The organism is Thermodesulfovibrio aggregans (genome assembly GCF_001514535.1).
Lineage (GTDB): Bacteria > Nitrospirota > Thermodesulfovibrionia > Thermodesulfovibrionales > Thermodesulfovibrionaceae > Thermodesulfovibrio > Thermodesulfovibrio aggregans.
Genome location: NZ_BCNO01000002.1, coordinates 267,133 through 281,457 on the forward strand (window position 1 = coordinate 267,133; position 14,325 = coordinate 281,457).

General features: G+C 38.2%; 19 protein-coding genes, 1 tRNA gene and 3 pseudogenes. 8 read left to right on the forward strand and 15 right to left on the reverse strand.

The annotated features are described in order from the left end of the window. Window positions 1-7 precede the first annotated feature (7 nt). From nuoH to TAGGR_RS11180, 7 genes are read right to left on the reverse strand one after another with little or no spacing between them, the layout of a single operon-like run. Window positions 8-1,000 (reverse strand): NADH-quinone oxidoreductase subunit NuoH, encoded by a 993-nt coding sequence (gene nuoH, locus TAGGR_RS07840; protein WP_236698927.1) that lies wholly within the window; start codon window positions 998-1,000, stop codon window positions 8-10. Beyond that, on the reverse strand, window positions 993-1,523 hold the full coding sequence (locus tag TAGGR_RS07845) for an NADH-quinone oxidoreductase subunit C (RefSeq protein WP_059176814.1): 531 nt from the start codon (window positions 1,521-1,523) through the stop codon (window positions 993-995). The genes nuoH and TAGGR_RS07845 overlap by 8 nt, the downstream gene beginning before the upstream one ends. Continuing rightward, window positions 1,508-1,891, reverse strand: coding sequence for an NADH-quinone oxidoreductase subunit A (locus tag TAGGR_RS07850; RefSeq protein WP_201783834.1), 384 nt, complete (start codon window positions 1,889-1,891; stop codon window positions 1,508-1,510). The genes TAGGR_RS07845 and TAGGR_RS07850 overlap by 16 nt, the downstream gene beginning before the upstream one ends. Next, window positions 1,888-2,472, reverse strand: coding sequence for an NADH-quinone oxidoreductase subunit NuoI (nuoI, locus tag TAGGR_RS07855; protein WP_236698928.1), 585 nt, complete (start codon window positions 2,470-2,472; stop codon window positions 1,888-1,890). The genes TAGGR_RS07850 and nuoI overlap by 4 nt, the downstream gene beginning before the upstream one ends. Next, the gene (locus tag TAGGR_RS07860; protein WP_059176815.1) at window positions 2,469-3,674 is read right to left on the reverse strand and encodes an NADH-quinone oxidoreductase subunit D; all 1,206 of its coding nucleotides are present in this window, start codon (window positions 3,672-3,674) and stop codon (window positions 2,469-2,471) included. The genes nuoI and TAGGR_RS07860 overlap by 4 nt, the downstream gene beginning before the upstream one ends. Beyond that, complete coding sequence (locus TAGGR_RS07865; protein WP_153000501.1) at window positions 3,656-4,180, reverse strand: NADH-quinone oxidoreductase subunit B; 525 nt, start codon at window positions 4,178-4,180, stop codon at window positions 3,656-3,658. The genes TAGGR_RS07860 and TAGGR_RS07865 overlap by 19 nt, the downstream gene beginning before the upstream one ends. 24 nt (window positions 4,181-4,204) lie before the next feature. Then, the gene (locus tag TAGGR_RS11180; protein WP_082673620.1) at window positions 4,205-4,633 is read right to left on the reverse strand and encodes a transposase; all 429 of its coding nucleotides are present in this window, start codon (window positions 4,631-4,633) and stop codon (window positions 4,205-4,207) included. On the opposite strand from TAGGR_RS11180, the gene TAGGR_RS11185 reads away from it, so the two are divergent. From TAGGR_RS11185 to TAGGR_RS07885, 6 genes and pseudogenes are all read left to right on the forward strand, one after another. Next, complete coding sequence (locus tag TAGGR_RS11185; protein WP_082673621.1) at window positions 4,533-4,871, forward strand: transposase; 339 nt, start codon at window positions 4,533-4,535, stop codon at window positions 4,869-4,871. The two genes, TAGGR_RS11180 and TAGGR_RS11185, sit on opposite strands and share 101 nt — an antisense overlap. A 242-nt stretch (window positions 4,872-5,113) precedes the next feature. Continuing rightward, window positions 5,114-5,260, forward strand: coding sequence for a hypothetical protein (locus TAGGR_RS10690; RefSeq protein WP_161936201.1), 147 nt, complete (start codon window positions 5,114-5,116; stop codon window positions 5,258-5,260). Between the two features lie 13 nt (window positions 5,261-5,273). Beyond that, complete coding sequence (locus TAGGR_RS07870; protein ID WP_059176816.1) at window positions 5,274-6,239, forward strand: hypothetical protein; 966 nt, start codon at window positions 5,274-5,276, stop codon at window positions 6,237-6,239. Window positions 6,240-6,269: 30 nt separating this feature from the next. Next, a complete protein-coding gene (locus TAGGR_RS07875) occupies window positions 6,270-6,785 on the forward strand; it encodes a hypothetical protein (protein ID WP_059176817.1) in 516 nt (171 codons plus the stop codon). Window positions 6,786-6,827: 42 nt separating this feature from the next. Beyond that, complete coding sequence (locus TAGGR_RS07880; RefSeq protein WP_059176818.1) at window positions 6,828-7,049, forward strand: hypothetical protein; 222 nt, start codon at window positions 6,828-6,830, stop codon at window positions 7,047-7,049. A gap of 646 nt (window positions 7,050-7,695) precedes the next feature. Continuing rightward, window positions 7,696-8,034 (forward strand): annotated as a pseudogene (locus TAGGR_RS07885) (IS1634 family transposase); the annotation flags it as partial. Between the two features lie 10 nt (window positions 8,035-8,044). Here TAGGR_RS07885 and TAGGR_RS10285 read toward each other — a convergent pair. From TAGGR_RS10285 to TAGGR_RS07915, 7 genes and pseudogenes are all read right to left on the reverse strand, one after another. Continuing rightward, window positions 8,045-8,209: pseudogene (locus TAGGR_RS10285) on the reverse strand (4Fe-4S dicluster domain-containing protein); the annotation flags it as partial. After that, window positions 8,185-8,439 carry a transposase gene (locus tag TAGGR_RS07890; RefSeq protein ID WP_059176820.1) on the reverse strand — a complete coding sequence of 85 codons (255 nt, stop codon included), beginning with the start codon at window positions 8,437-8,439 and terminating at the stop codon, window positions 8,185-8,187. The gene TAGGR_RS07890 and the pseudogene TAGGR_RS10285, both read right to left, overlap by 25 nt. 94 nt (window positions 8,440-8,533) lie before the next feature. Further along, on the reverse strand, window positions 8,534-9,025 hold the full coding sequence (locus TAGGR_RS07895; protein ID WP_059176821.1) for a 4Fe-4S dicluster domain-containing protein: 492 nt from the start codon (window positions 9,023-9,025) through the stop codon (window positions 8,534-8,536). Between the two features lie 12 nt (window positions 9,026-9,037). Beyond that, the gene (locus TAGGR_RS07900; RefSeq protein WP_059176822.1) at window positions 9,038-11,125 is read right to left on the reverse strand and encodes a molybdopterin-containing oxidoreductase family protein; all 2,088 of its coding nucleotides are present in this window, start codon (window positions 11,123-11,125) and stop codon (window positions 9,038-9,040) included. Window positions 11,126-11,140: 15 nt separating this feature from the next. Next, the gene (locus TAGGR_RS11030) at window positions 11,141-11,530 is read right to left on the reverse strand and encodes a sulfite exporter TauE/SafE family protein (RefSeq protein WP_059176823.1); all 390 of its coding nucleotides are present in this window, start codon (window positions 11,528-11,530) and stop codon (window positions 11,141-11,143) included. Between the two features lie 2 nt (window positions 11,531-11,532). Then, a complete protein-coding gene (locus TAGGR_RS11035) occupies window positions 11,533-12,801 on the reverse strand; it encodes a sulfite exporter TauE/SafE family protein (protein WP_059176824.1) in 1,269 nt (422 codons plus the stop codon). Window positions 12,802-12,813: 12 nt separating this feature from the next. Further along, the gene (locus TAGGR_RS07915; protein WP_059176825.1) at window positions 12,814-13,224 is read right to left on the reverse strand and encodes a universal stress protein; all 411 of its coding nucleotides are present in this window, start codon (window positions 13,222-13,224) and stop codon (window positions 12,814-12,816) included. A 341-nt stretch (window positions 13,225-13,565) separates the two neighbouring features. On the opposite strand from TAGGR_RS07915, the pseudogene TAGGR_RS07920 reads away from it, so the two are divergent. Together TAGGR_RS07920 and TAGGR_RS07925 are read left to right on the forward strand one after the other, a co-directional pair. Further along, window positions 13,566-13,907: pseudogene (locus TAGGR_RS07920) on the forward strand (IS1634 family transposase); the annotation flags it as partial. A gap of 152 nt (window positions 13,908-14,059) precedes the next feature. Beyond that, window positions 14,060-14,239, forward strand: a complete 180-nt coding sequence (locus tag TAGGR_RS07925; RefSeq protein ID WP_059176827.1) for a hypothetical protein — start codon at window positions 14,060-14,062, stop codon at window positions 14,237-14,239. 9 nt (window positions 14,240-14,248) lie between these two features. On the opposite strand, the gene TAGGR_RS07930 is transcribed toward TAGGR_RS07925, so the two are convergent. Beyond that, window positions 14,249-14,321: transfer RNA gene (locus TAGGR_RS07930), tRNA-Ala, on the reverse strand. Between the last annotated feature and the right edge of the window lie 4 nt (window positions 14,322-14,325).

Here is a 14,325-nt window from a genome sequence, read left to right on the forward strand (position 1 = left end):
CATCCCTCTAAATAAACTTTTTTAAAAAAGCTATGACTAGCAAATTCACAATTCCTGCAGGAATAAGAACCTTCCAACCAATGTTAAGAAGCTGGTCAAATCTATATCTTGGTAGAGTTGCCCTAACCCATATATAGAGGAAAATAAATGCATAAACTTTTATAGCAAACCAGATTATTCCAGGAACTCTTTCAAGAAAGGGTAAGATATCTGTTATAAACTTTGGAATTGTCCATCCACCAAGAAAACACAGGGCACAGAGGGATGCCATTATGTACATGGCAACATACTCGGCAAGAAAGAAAAGAGCATATCGGAATGCACTGTATTCGGTAAGATATCCTGCAACGAGTTCTGTTTCAGCTTCTGGAAGGTCAAAGGGAGCTCTGTTTGTCTCGGCAAAGGCTGCAATTACGAATACAATAAATCCAATTATCTGGGGGATGGCATATATGCCTAAAGCTGTATTGTGCTGGGCAACTACAATATCTCTCAGATTAAGGGAGCCTGCTGCAAGAACTACTCCTGCAAGACTGAGCCCAAGTGCGATCTCATAACTGAGCACCTGACTTGCTGAACGAAGTCCACCAAGAAAAGAGTATTTACTGTTAGATGCCCAGCCTGCAAGAATAATTCCATAGACAGATATGGACGCAGAGGCTAAAATAAAAAGTAAGCCAATATTAAGGTCTGCAAGGATAAAGTTTCTGTCAAAGGGAATAACAGTAAGATTTATCATTGTGAAGACGAGAACAATAATTGGTGCAATTTGAAATATGAACCTTTCAGCATTTAAAGGGATAACATCTTCCTTGAAAAATATCTTTATAAAATCAGCAATTGGTTGTAGCAGTCCATGAGGTCCAACTTCCATTGGTCCCATTCTTGCCTGAGCTCTTCCTATAATTTTTCTTTCTGCATAGGTTGTGTATGCCACATGGGTGAGAACTACTCCAAAAACAACTGTTGTTTTAATAAGCATTATAAGAAGCTCAGTCACTGTTCCCTCCAGCATTTTCAATGATCTCTTTAAAACCTCTCCAGAGTTCCTTTCCCCTTAAAGGATAGTCTTTTCTCAAAGGAAAGCCTTCCCAATCCTCTGGCATCAATATTCTTCTTAAGTCTGGATGACTCCTGAACCTGATACCGAACATGTCATAACACTCTCTTTCATGCCAGTTTGCACCTTTCCATAGTTCTGTTACGCTGTCAATTTCAGGTTCTTCCTCATAAATCTTTGCCTTAATCCTTATGTGAAGCCTTCTCCAGATGCTGTAAAGATTATAGACAACCTCAAATCTTGGATTTTCAGGATAATTGTCCACCCCGCATAAATCCTGTAAATGATTAAAACCCTGTTCCTCTTTTAAATATTTCAATATATCCTTTATTTTTTCTTTCCTTACAGTAACTGAAATCTGTCCTCTGAATTCATTAATGTCAAGCATCTGCTCAGGAAATCTCTCATTCAGAGCATGGGCAATTTTTAAGGACTCATCTGTTAAATTTACTTCCTGTGCCATGTAAGAGCTCCTGTAAAGATTTCATAAATATAGCCTACCAGGATAAGTGCTATGAAAATAATCATTACCCAGAAACCTTCAAGAGATATCAAATCAAAAGCAACTGCCCAGGGATAGAGAAATATAACTTCCACATCAAACACAACAAATAGTATGGCAAGTAAAAAGAATCCGATAAAAAATCTCTCCCTTGTATCTCCACTTGGTGGATTACCTGATTCATAGGCAATGAATTTAACAGGATTGAACTTTCTTGGAGCTAAAAACCTATTTAAAAACAGTCCTCCAACACCAAACAGGGTAGCAAATATCATGGCAATGAGAACAGGCAAATACCTATAAGGAATATAGCTTCCAGGCTCCATCATTGCGACTCCTCTTCATTTTTAAAATTTGATATTTTTAATACTCTCTTTGGCTGCCTCTTACCAAATGGAAGTCTATTGCGATTAATACCAGGTAAATACCAGAACTTGTTGAGATAATCTTCTCCATCATACTGTCTCATGAATTCATCCCAGTTTTGTAGCAGGCTCTCTCTATCAAAGTAGTTGCTTTTTCTGTCATAGGAAGCATATTCATAAAACTCGGTAAGAACAATGGCATTTACCGGGCATACTTCCTCGCAATATCCACAGAAAATGCATCTCAATGCATCTATCTCATACTTAGTGAGTACTCTTGCGCCTGTCTCATTGTTGATTGAATAATCAATGTAAATACACTGGCTCGGGCAGACCTGTGCACATTTGGTACAGGCAACGCATCTTTCTTTTCCTGTTTCAGTATCGCGAACAAAGGCATGCCTTCCTCTAAAACCTGACTCGAGGGGTCTTTTTTCCTTTGGATAGCGAATTGTCACAGGCTGAGTAAAGATAGTTTTGAAGGTTATGAGCATTCCCTTTATGAGGTCAATGAAAAGGAGTTTTTTCAGTAGTATGTTAATCATCTGTCAGCCTCTCCCATAACAATATCAAGAGTTCCGATAATTGCAATAACATCGGCAAGCAGATGTCCTTCACATAGTTCTGGAATTGCTGAAATATGGATGAAAGAGGGAGCTCTAACGCGCATTCTGTACGGTCTTCCTGAACCATCACTTATTATATAAAAGCCAAGCTCACCTTTAGGGGCTTCTATGGCTGAATAGATTTCTCCTTTTGGCATTATCTCCTGCTTTTCGTCGATAAACTTGATAAAACCGCTCAAAAGAGAGTCATCGGCTACAATCTTTCTCTTGCCCTGAAAAGCCATATCAATATCGGGCGATTGTTCTGATATAATCTCTCCTGCAGGCATTTTTTCAATACACTGCTTTACAATAAGAGCTGACTGCCTCATCTCACGAATTCTACAGAGGTATCTATCATAGGTATCTCCATTTTCACCGAGAGGAACTTCAAAATCCACTTCAGAGTAGGCATCATAGGGGATTAATTTTCTTATATCATAGTAAACACCTGAACCACGAAGAGCAGGACCTGTAAGTCCCAAAGACACTGCCTCTTGGGCAGTTATTACTCCAATTCCTTTTGTTCTTGCAATCCATATCCGATTTTCAGTTAAAAGTGTTTCATACTCATCAACTCTTTTAAGCATTGTTTCCATAAACCGGTATATCTCATCAAGCACATTCTCCCTTATATCAACTCTTACACCACCAATTCTTGGATAACTAACTGTAAGACGGGCACCACATATTTTCTCAAAAAACTGTAGAATCTGTTCTCTTTCCCTGAAAGCATAGAGAAAAACTGTCATTGCACCAATGTCAAGTGCATGGGTTGCAAGCCAAAGCAGATGACTGCTAAGTCTTGTGAGCTCTGCAACCATTGTTCTTATAAATTTCGCTCTTGGAGGCGGTTCTATTCCCATTAGTCTTTCAACAGCAACACAGTAACCAATGTTATTGGTCATGCTTGAGATGTAATCAAGTCTGTCAGTGAGGGTCATTGCACCGGCGTAGGTTTTGCTTTCAGAGAGTTTCTCAACTCCTCTGTGTAGATAACCAACATCAGGAGTTATCTTCACAACCCTCTCACCTTCAAACTCACAGACAAGCTTGAGAACTCCGTGAGTTGCCGGATGATGGGGGCCCATCTGAAGAACAAAAGTTGTCTCACCTACTCTCTCTATTTCCAGCTGCCCCATCTACCCTGCTCCTTCATAATTTTTTCTTTTAGTTTAAGTAATCCATACATCAGAGCTTCTGGCCTTGGTGGACATCCAGGAACATAAACATCTACAGGTAAAAACTGATCTGCTCCCTGAACTGTGCTGTAGGTGTTAAAAATTCCTCCTGTGCAAGCACAACTTCCCATGGCAACAACATACTTTGGTTCAGGCATCTGATCATAGACTCTTTTTACAATTGGCGCCATTTTGTATGTGACAGTTCCTGCAATGATTATTACATCTGCCTGACGGGGCGAAGCTCTAAACAAAATTCCAAATCTGTCAAGATCCAGATGGGATGCACCTGCTGCCATCATCTCTATGGCACAGCAGGCGAGTCCAAAAGTAAGGGGCCAGAGTGAGTTAGACCTACCCCAGTTTACAATTTTATCAAGGGTAGTAACTATGACATTACTACCCCTGATAATCTTAGTTCCTTCCTCTACTTCTATGAGTTCTTCTTTATCAGTATAAAGAGGCATATGTATCCCTTACGAATGGTAATGTCAATAATTTTGTGTAAATTCATAAATAGGTGTATTCCTCCATTTTTCGTTTAAATGGCTTATCACTGCAAAAATTATTCTTTCAATACTTTCAACATTATTAAAACAACTCATAGTTCTCGTTCTTCGCCTTACTTCCCTAAATGCCCTCTCTATTATGTTTGTTGTTCTTAACTTCTTCCATAAACTCTTCGGAGTCTTGTAAAAAGCTGTCAATTGCTCCCAGTTCTTCCTTATACACTCTACTGCTTTAGGATAAAGTCTACCCCACTTGCTCTCCCATAACTGAAAGTTTCTCTTTGCCTCTCTTAAATTCTCTGCACTATATATTTTCTTAGCTTCAAAAAGACATTCCTTTTCATCTTTCTTTCTAAGATANTATCTTAGAAAGAAAGATGAAAAGGAATGTCTTTTTGAAGCTAAGAAAATATATAGTGCAGAGAATTTAAGAGAGGCAAAGAGAAACTTTCAGTTATGGGAGAGCAAGTGGGGTAGACTTTATCCTAAAGCAGTAGAGTGTATAAGGAAGAACTGGGAGCAATTGACAGCTTTTTACAAGACTCCGAAGAGTTTATGGAAGAAGTTAAGAACAACAAACATAATAGAGAGGGCATTTAGGGAAGTAAGGCGAAGAACGAGATCTATGAGTTCTTCTTTATCAGTATAAAGAGGCATATGTATCCCTTACGAATGGTAATGTCAATAATTTTGTGTAAATTCATAAATAGGTGTATTCCTCCATTTTTCGTTTAAATTGCTTATCACCCTTTCCTTTCCCCCTGTTTTAGGGGTTATTTTAATAGAAGGGTGGGTCACTTTTCATGAGAAAAGTGGGTCAATTTTCAGTGAGAATTTTCAACAGACAGAGTAAGTGCTTCAGAGGCTGGTAAGAATGCTTATAGATGCAAAATGATAATATCAATCCCAAAAAACTTACGAAATCCCAATCCCGATAATATGTTCCAATACATGCTCCTCTACAGAACCGAGATTGAGAAAGGAGAAAAAGACGAATACATAAATGTTACCCTTCAGGAAATGACTCCAATGAACTAAGCTGGAGACAGCTATGGACATAGAAAAAGCAAAGGAGATAATCAATCATGTCGTAAGCTCAACAGAGCAGAGATGGAGACAGTATGAGACCAGTTGGAATGAGATAGATGAAGTTTTCATAAAAAGAGGCTATGAAAGGGGCGGATTTGAAGCGTGGAAGTTTGCTGAAGAACTCGATAAAGCTGGAATTTTCTCAATATCAGAACTTGGAAAAATCCTGCCTTCAGAACTTCACTGTAAGTCCTATGATAGAGACTTCGCAGGTTCATTGAGTAAAACATTTTATGAGAACGCAAAGAAAGGTGTCTACGGAGAAAATGGCAGGAAGTTTTATCATGCCGTTGAGTGCTTTTTGAAAAGAGATGCAAGAAAAGGACAGAGTTTCTGGGAGATACTATGGCAGATGTTACAGAGTTGTTTCTTTCTTGAGAGAAACTTCAAGGGAAGTTTCAAAAGCTATTTGCTTGAAAAATTTAGAGAGATTTTTAATCCAGCAGTAAATGATCTTACTAAACTTGAAAAAGCTTTTTTGAGTTTAAGCTATGATGAGTATTCAAAATTAAAGAAGTCTATTCTGAAAGAGAGAAAACTGGCAGGTATTGGACCAAATATGTTTGACTTTATATTTGCAGACATTAAGGAATCTGCTTTTGCTAAAGAAATCATAAAGCTTGACAGTAGCAACATAAGATTTTTCAAAGTTACAGGAATAGGGAAACTTTTTGGGTTTAGTATCAATCAAGATGAAGAAGAGACTAAGGACAAAATTAGAGATTTTCTTAAAACTCTGAACCTTCCATACACAGTAAGACAGATAAACGAAGGAGTCTATACATACTGTTCCAGAACTGAAGGAGAAAGATTTGGTTACTGTCTCAGTGAGGATAAATGCTCAAGTTGTGCTGTGAGAGAACTCTGTGACAGAGATTTTAAAGCATTGGAAGAAAGGGGGGTGATAAAGATTTTTTTTGATTTTTAGTAATTTATAAAAAACTAAGAGGGGTGATGCATGAGTAAGCTTTTGTTTTCTATTTTTATGATTTTCATTATCACTTCATTTGCATATGCAGAGTATGAGTGTGAGACAAAAACAATTGAAACAGTGGTTGCAGTAATTACCAAGACAAGATATTGTGGAGATGCACAGGGATTTACTCTTGAGACCGTTGAAAAGAAGGACTCCTTCTCGAGAGATTACATTCTTAAGTATAATGGTAAATCAGTTTTGAGACTTGTTGATTCTGAATATTTCATTATTGATTTGAAAAAAGCCTTCACCATAAAAGGCGATAAAGTTGTTCTGCTGGAGCTAAACACTGGAGGCACCGCATGTCCAGCGCTTTATACCTTTGTTACAGTTAAATCCGATGGAACAGCAAAGAAGACAGAAGACTTTGGCACATGCAGTGACCTTCCTGAGGTTTCCAGACAGGCAGACACGATTGTTGTAAAAATGCCCAAGTATAGAGGCACTGGCAAAGAGACCTACATCTACAAAGATGGAAATTTGATAAAAGGAAAATAGAGAGAAACAAACCGATAAATTAAAAAATTGTAGGAGGATTTCATGTTTGAAAGATTTGAAAAGTTAATATTTAAGATTGTAAGAGGCGTTCTTTTGGTCTTTGCCCTTTTTGCCTTTATCTCACTTATCATAAGCGGAGTGTTTATTGCCACATCTTTACCAAAACTACTTAAAGATGAAAAATCGGTATCTGTTAAAGTGAGCTATGAAGAGGTTGACAAAGAGGTTCAAACAGCCAAAGGTCCATCAATAAGAGAAAAGTAAGGTTGTAACTGAAAAGGCAAAGGCCAATCAAAACATACTTACATATCTCGGCACAATCGTAAGTTCTGTTATGATATTGATACTTGCAGGAATTGTTCTTATTCTGACAGCCATTGAGAGAAACACAAGACCACATGAGCGTATTCAATAGACTCTGAAAAAATATGGGGGCACTCTGATTCACTGGTGCCCCTATGTATACTGAATCCCTCAAATACTGGATACCTTGAATTTATACAAAGTAGAATTTCTGCATTAGAAGAGAAAATTTCATAAGTTTTGCAAGCATTAAGAAGCCAGGGATAGAATTATGTCTTTAAGTTTATGCATGCCTATATTCAATCAAAAAACGATTCAGCATAACCTGTCACTATATAATCAGAATAACATGCAACTGCGCAATCATCATCTCTATCTTTAAATGGAGAATCTTCTTAGAGACATCTTCTTCTGTAACAATATGGAGTTTTTTAGCCTTAGAGCCCACTCTCTTTTGGAGACCTGACTTTGTCAGTTGGAGGCTAATTTTTGCGATTTTATCGTTGTAAACCGTTGAAAAATCTACATTCTAATTTTTTACTTTCAAAAAGTGTATTGGCAACTTTTTATAAATTTGTTCAATTTTATCTTGACAAATTCATTTAAAAAACGAAGGGATGGATTCAGGGAATCTGGATATAGCAAAGAAGGAAAAATAAATCATGTTCAGGTAGTATTTGGATTACTTATAGACATGGAAGGAAGACCAGTGGGATATGAAATATTTCCTGGCAACACCTTTGAAGGAAAGACACTTGAAGTGATGCTTGACAAACTTAGCAAAAAATTTGGGATAAGGAAAGTAGTTATAGTAGCTGACAAAGCATTGATGAGCAAAATAAACATAGAGGCAATAAAAACCAGAGGCTACGGTTACATCATAGCATCAAGAATAAAGAGTCTGCCTGAGAAAATAAAGAGGGAAATACTAAACGAACAGGGCTACATNGTCAATTTTACACTACCCTTACGAATTTTTCTCTCTTAAGTTTTGAGGCTTCATCGGCTGTAACAAATCTTAAAGCCTTTGTTGTGCACTTTGTTACACAGGCTGGCTTTAGTCCCTGATCAACTCTGTCTTTGCAGTAATCACATTTTACAACTTTGCCAGTTTCAGGATTATGTATCTCTTCCAGTATCCATTCCTACGGTAAACTCTCTCTGGGGTTCTTTCATATTTTTGAGCCCCTGTAAGTGCTGTTATCTCCTCTTGTAATGCTAATTCAATAAACTTTTTCTTCATTAACTTCATTTTTTGTTCAAATTCTTCCCAGAAAGATTCATTAAAATTACTGTTGAATTCTTTCCATAAATCTGGTAATCTTAAATTAGTTAAAGGTTTTTCTTTCATGGATGTATTCCTCCTTTCTTTGTTTGATTTTTGGTTAATTTAATGGAGGATACACCCTCTTTTATTGCTCTGTCAATTTTACACATAAAAAATTTTACACTACCCTTACGAATTTTTCTCTCTTAAGTTTTGAGGCTTCATCGGCTGTAACAAATCTTAAAGCCTTTGTTGTGCACTTTGTTACACAGGCTGGCTTTAGTCCCTGATCAACTCTGTCTTTGCAGTAATCACATTTTACAACTTTGCCAGTTTCAGGATTCCACTGTGGAACTCCCCATGGACAGGCTGTAATACAGGATTTGCATCCCACACAAAGAGACTGCTCAACAAAGACTATTCCATCCTTTGAGCGTTTCTGCATCGCACCTGTTGGACAGGCTTTTACACACCAGGGATCCTCACAGTGAAAACAGGGCATGAATACAAATCTCTGGCGGGGTATTCCACCTATGAGTTTTATCTCGGTCTCAATAATTCTACAGAGTCGCGGACCAACAGGAAGCTCATTTTTAGTTTTACAGTGAACTTCACAGGCATAGCAACCAATACAGCGGTCATGGTCCTGATATATGTAATAAATGCTCATCTCCTAACCTCCCTATACCTTCTTCACTCTAACAAAGTTTTCAAAGAGTGCGCCTGTGTGACTACCATGAGCCATTCTGTCAAAGGCACCTCTGAGAAGTCTTCCTTCATTCAGTCCTTTACCGTAAGAACGGGTTTTCCAGGGGACTTCATTTTCAAAGCCTCTATACATGAAAACTGCTTCAGGATGAATAAATGGTGTTACCTTTGCCTTTATTTTCCCTGAGAAATCTTCTGAGGAAACCTCGACGATATCTCCATTTTTTATTCCAAGTTTTTTTGCCACTTCAGAGTTTATCCATAGTTCATTTTCAGGGACAATTTCATTGAGATATTTGTTATTGTGGGTCTGCACATGAGTGTGAACTGCCATTCTTCCAAATACAAGCCTGAACTCACCTTCATCTGTATTGGGTTTAGCTGGTGTAATGGGGTCAAGGAAATAGGGAACATCTCTTTCTGCCATTTTGCCTGAGAGAATCTCTATCTTACCAGAAGGTGTTTTAAATTTTAGTTCATCACGGCTGTAGATTTTAGCATCTTTACAGAGTGCAACCTGCCCGGTTTTGTTGAAATCCTCAATTTTAACTCCTGTTCCTTCAAGTTGATAATTCCATAGTTCTTCAATTGTCTCAAAGGGCAGATATTCGCCTGCACCATAGGCTGAAAGAATTCCCTTTACAATTTCCCATCTGCCCTTTGTGTCGTAAATTGGATTTACTGCCCTTCTTCTCATAACAAAGGCAGGTTTTGCACCTCTCTGCATTCCTATTATGTCGTCTCTTTCAAGATAGGTTGACTCAGGAAGAATTACATCGGCATACCATGAAGTAGCAGAGTAGTTTGTATCAATCGTAACCAAAAGTTCAAGCCCATTAAGGATTTCTTCAATATCTTTAAGGGTAATTCCAGCAAATGGGTCATATCTTACAACAAATAGAGCTTTCACTGAATAGGGCTGACCTGTTTTAATTGCTCGGAATAGATGAAGTATATGTCCTGCGCCATCATAGAGGAATCCTTTCCCTTCCTCAGCTTCGACTCTTTTTTCCTCCGGTGCTGGAATTCTCTCAAGAAGGCTATTAAGTCCCTTTGCTCCAACCTCTTTTGGTGATTTGGCTAAGATTAATCCACCCTTTTGCTCAATGCTACCAAGAAGTGCGTTTAGAATTATTACAGAGCGGGCAAAATAGAAGGCATCCATATATCTTGCAGCAAACCAACCTGGATAAAGAATAACCCGAGGTTTGTCTGCGCCGAGCTGTCTTGCGAGAGATACAATCTCATGGGCAGGGATTCCGGTTTCCTTTTCAGCCCACTCAGCTGTATAGGGTTTAATAAAGTTTTCAAGCTCTGGTAAGCCTGTTACAAAGCGGTCAACAAAGTCTCTGTCAAAGAGATTTTCTTTGAGTATTACATTAATAAGTGCAAGATTGAGAGCGTAATCTGTCCCGGGTCTAATCTGTAAATACTTTGTTGCCTTTGTTGCTGTCTTTGATGCTCTTACATCTATGTAGGTAAGCTTTGCACCATTTTCAAGTGCCTTTACAATATTGTTTACTTCCCTTACACCAAGAGCTTCGATGGCATTTCTTCCATAAAGCACTATGTGATTGGTATTAGTCCAGTCATAACCTACTTCTGGTCTTCCGTAACCAAGTAGGGTCTGATAGGCAAGATCAACATTTTTGCGACAAAAGTCATCGTGGTTAAAGTAATTTGGCGAACCCATTCCTCTTACGATGAGTCTCTGTATCTCACCAAAAAGTCCAGCACCTCTGTCAACTAATGCAACAGTTTTTTTGCCATATTTAGACTGAAGATCCTTTACCTTTTCAGCGATAAAGGAAAATGCCTCGTCCCAGCTGACTCGCTTGAACTGACCTGAGCCTCTTGGTCCTGTTCTTATCATTGGATACTGCGGTCTTTCAAAGTCATAGAGAAGAGCTATACCTGCAGAGCCCCTGGCACAGAGGCTTCCCTCCATGCCAGGGATGTTAGGATTTCCCTCTATCCAGGTAACTCTTCCGTCTGTTGTCTCAACTCTAATGGGGCATCTAACAGAACACATTCCACAGTTACTGAATACAGAGTTTTTCATAATAAATTCCCCCTTTTAAAATACACCAAGCAGTTGTAAAGCAAGAATCAACAGTCCTGCGCAGGCAACTCTTTTAACTACTATTGGATTAAGTCTCTTTGCAATTCTGGGACCTATGAAACCACCAAGAATTGCTGCAGGGAACATTATAAGGAAAAATATCAAATCAAAATTACCAAATCCGTAGTGTCTGAAAGTTCCCATAAGAGTATTGAAAAATATGGCAAGAAGTGAGCTACCTACAACAACATACATGGGAAGTCTCATGAAAACTGTCATAAGTGGCACCATAAAGGGACCACCACCAAATCCAAACATGGATGACATTACAGCAATCAAAAATGCACCTGGAATACCAATTGCAAGATTTGCCTTAAATTCCTGTCCCCAGAATTCTATTTTCATATTTATTTACCTCCTTCCTGTTTTTTCTTTGCTGCTTCTTCAGCTCTTCTCTTAAACTCTTTGAGTATTGCCTGTTCTTTCTTATTTTTCTCAAGGTACTTAGGTGTTGTCTGCCAGAACATCAAAGCTGCAAGTATTATCAAAACCCAGCCAAATAAAAATTTGTATTGCTCAAGGGTAATAAGCTCAGTAAGTTTTGGTCCAATAAATCCACCGACAAGCATGGCTATGCCGAGAGTTATACCAAGTTTCCAGTTTATAAACTTGATTTTCGAGTAGTTGTATATTCCAGAAGCCTGAGAGAAAAGGACTGTTGGCATAACTGTTCCTGCCACGACAGTATGGGGAAGTCCAAGCATTACAAGTATTGGATTAAGAATAAAACCACCACCTGCACCCATCAATACACCAAAAGTTGTTATGGCTGCTGTAAGGAGAAATGGCCATAATACATTCACAGTTCTACCAGCATTTGGTAAATAGACATTAGGGAATGTAACTGAGTTTTCAACAACTATGGGTTCACTCTTTATGTCTTTGTCAACTTTTGCAACTACAAAGTATTTTCCAGGAGCTGCATTGGATGGAATTTCAACTGTTGCCTTAAAACTACCGTCTTCTTCAATTTTAAGATTGGATGAAAATATGGCTCCAACACTTCTGAATTTTGCTTTTAGCAATTGCATGGATCTGCGCTTGTTTTCCTTTTCATCCATTGGCTCAAGTTTTGTTCCTCTTGAACCAATTATGCTCGCCCAGAGAGAAGTCTGGTATCTGTCAATCTTTATCTTTGCAGGATATCCATAAACTGCATCTGCACCTGCATCCTTAATAACCTTAGAAACACTCCATTTTTTCCCTTCTTTTTTTGCGTCTTCAAGCACTGATTTGTATTTTTCTGGAATTATTAGTTTGTAAAATCCAGGCATTTCATCGGTCATGTAAAAGATATAGGGTCTCTTTCCTGTTTTTGGGTCAGGGTCTGCATCAAGTCTTGCAGCTCTTACTGTTTTTTCAGACCATACTTCAATGTAAACATCCTTTCCTGCCGGTGCTTTACCTGTGATGGTTATCTTGCCCCCACCTGAAAGTTGAGTTTTATCAACCTGAACTGTTATTCCCTCTGCGGGTTTACTCTCCTGCATAGCCTCTCCAGGCTTGCTTTCAGCTGGTTTTGCCGGCTGTTTTGTTTCTGCAGGATTCTGTGAGTAAGCAATTGAGAAAGATAGAAGAACAGCTAAAATTGTGAAAAGTGTAAAAAATCGTTTCATATACTCTCCTCCTTATCTTACTATTAAAACTGATTTTGTAGCATTGGCAGCTACCTTTTGAGTAACGCTTCCGAATAGCGTTCTCTCTGTAGCATCCTTTCCTTTTGATCCCATGACAATTAAGTCAAAATTCGTCGCAAAGTCAACTATAACATCAGCTGGAATACCTTCTAAAATAACTGTCTCTCCTTTCACCCCCTTTTCTTCAAGAATTTGCTGTGCCCTTTTGAGGTTGCCTTCAAATTCTGCCTTAAAAATGCCCTCAACAGTTGCACAGTCAACTCCTATTTCAAGAAAACAAACCTTTGGGACAACTGAAAGAACCGTAATATGAGAGCCAAATTTCTGAGCAATCTCTATCGCTTTCTCAAGAGCTCTCTTTGACCAATCAGAACCGTCAAAACATACTAAAATTCTTTCCATCGTTTACCTCCTGAGAGTTTTTTTAAATAAATGCAAAAGTTTTGCCAGATGCCAACCTATTGAAAAATAAGAATAAAATTTGAATTGGATTGTTCCATTTAGAACAAAAAAAGAAGGTTACTGTCCCATTTGGAACAGTACATATCCCAGAATGAATACAACCACCATTGAGAATAAATTCATAAAAAATTCATCCTGACTTTGTCAGTTGGAGGCTAATTTTTGCGATTTTATCGTTGTAAACCGTTGAAAAATCTACATTCTAATTTTTTACTTTCAAAAAGTGTAGTGGCAACTTTTTTATAAATTTGTTCAATTTTATCTTGATAAATTCATTTAAAAAACGAAGGGATGGATTCAGGGAATTTGGATATAGCAAAGAAGGAAAAATAAATCATGTTCAGGTAGTATTTGGATTACTTATAGACATGGAAGGAAGACCAGTGGGATATGAAATATTTCCTGGAAACACCTTTGAAGGAAAGACCCTTGAAGTGATGCTTGACAAACTCAGCAAAAAATTTGGGATAAGGAAAGTAGTTATAGTAGCTGACAAAGCATTGATGAGCAAAATAAACATAGAGGCAATAAAAAACAGAGGCTACGGTTACATCATAGCATCAAGAATAAAGAGTCTGCCTGAGAAAATAAAAAAGGAAATACTAAACGAACAGGGCTACATCGTATACTGAACCCCTCAAATAGTGGACACGATCAGTTTGTAGAGGTTAAACTTTTTCAGCAGAACAGAAAGAAAAAAATCAAACGAGAGGGGTATAAGTGAAACAAAGAAAATGCAAAGCATTTTCCTGAGGACGAAGTCGGAAAGTACTAAATGGACAGCAGAAGAAAAAATGGCTTGAGTTTAGAAGGGATCAAAGGCAGTAAATCAGTAGCTGAACTTTGTTATGAGTTAAAATACATGGAAGCTGTAAAGGCTTTAGACAACATTCACATCACAAAAAATGTCACAATCGGGGTGAAACAGAGTGTTGCATACTATGAAAACCCTTGAAATTTAAAGTGGAGGTGAAGGGATTCGAACCCACGACCTCCTGCGTGCAAAGCAGGCGCTCTCCCAACTGAGCTACACCCCCACAT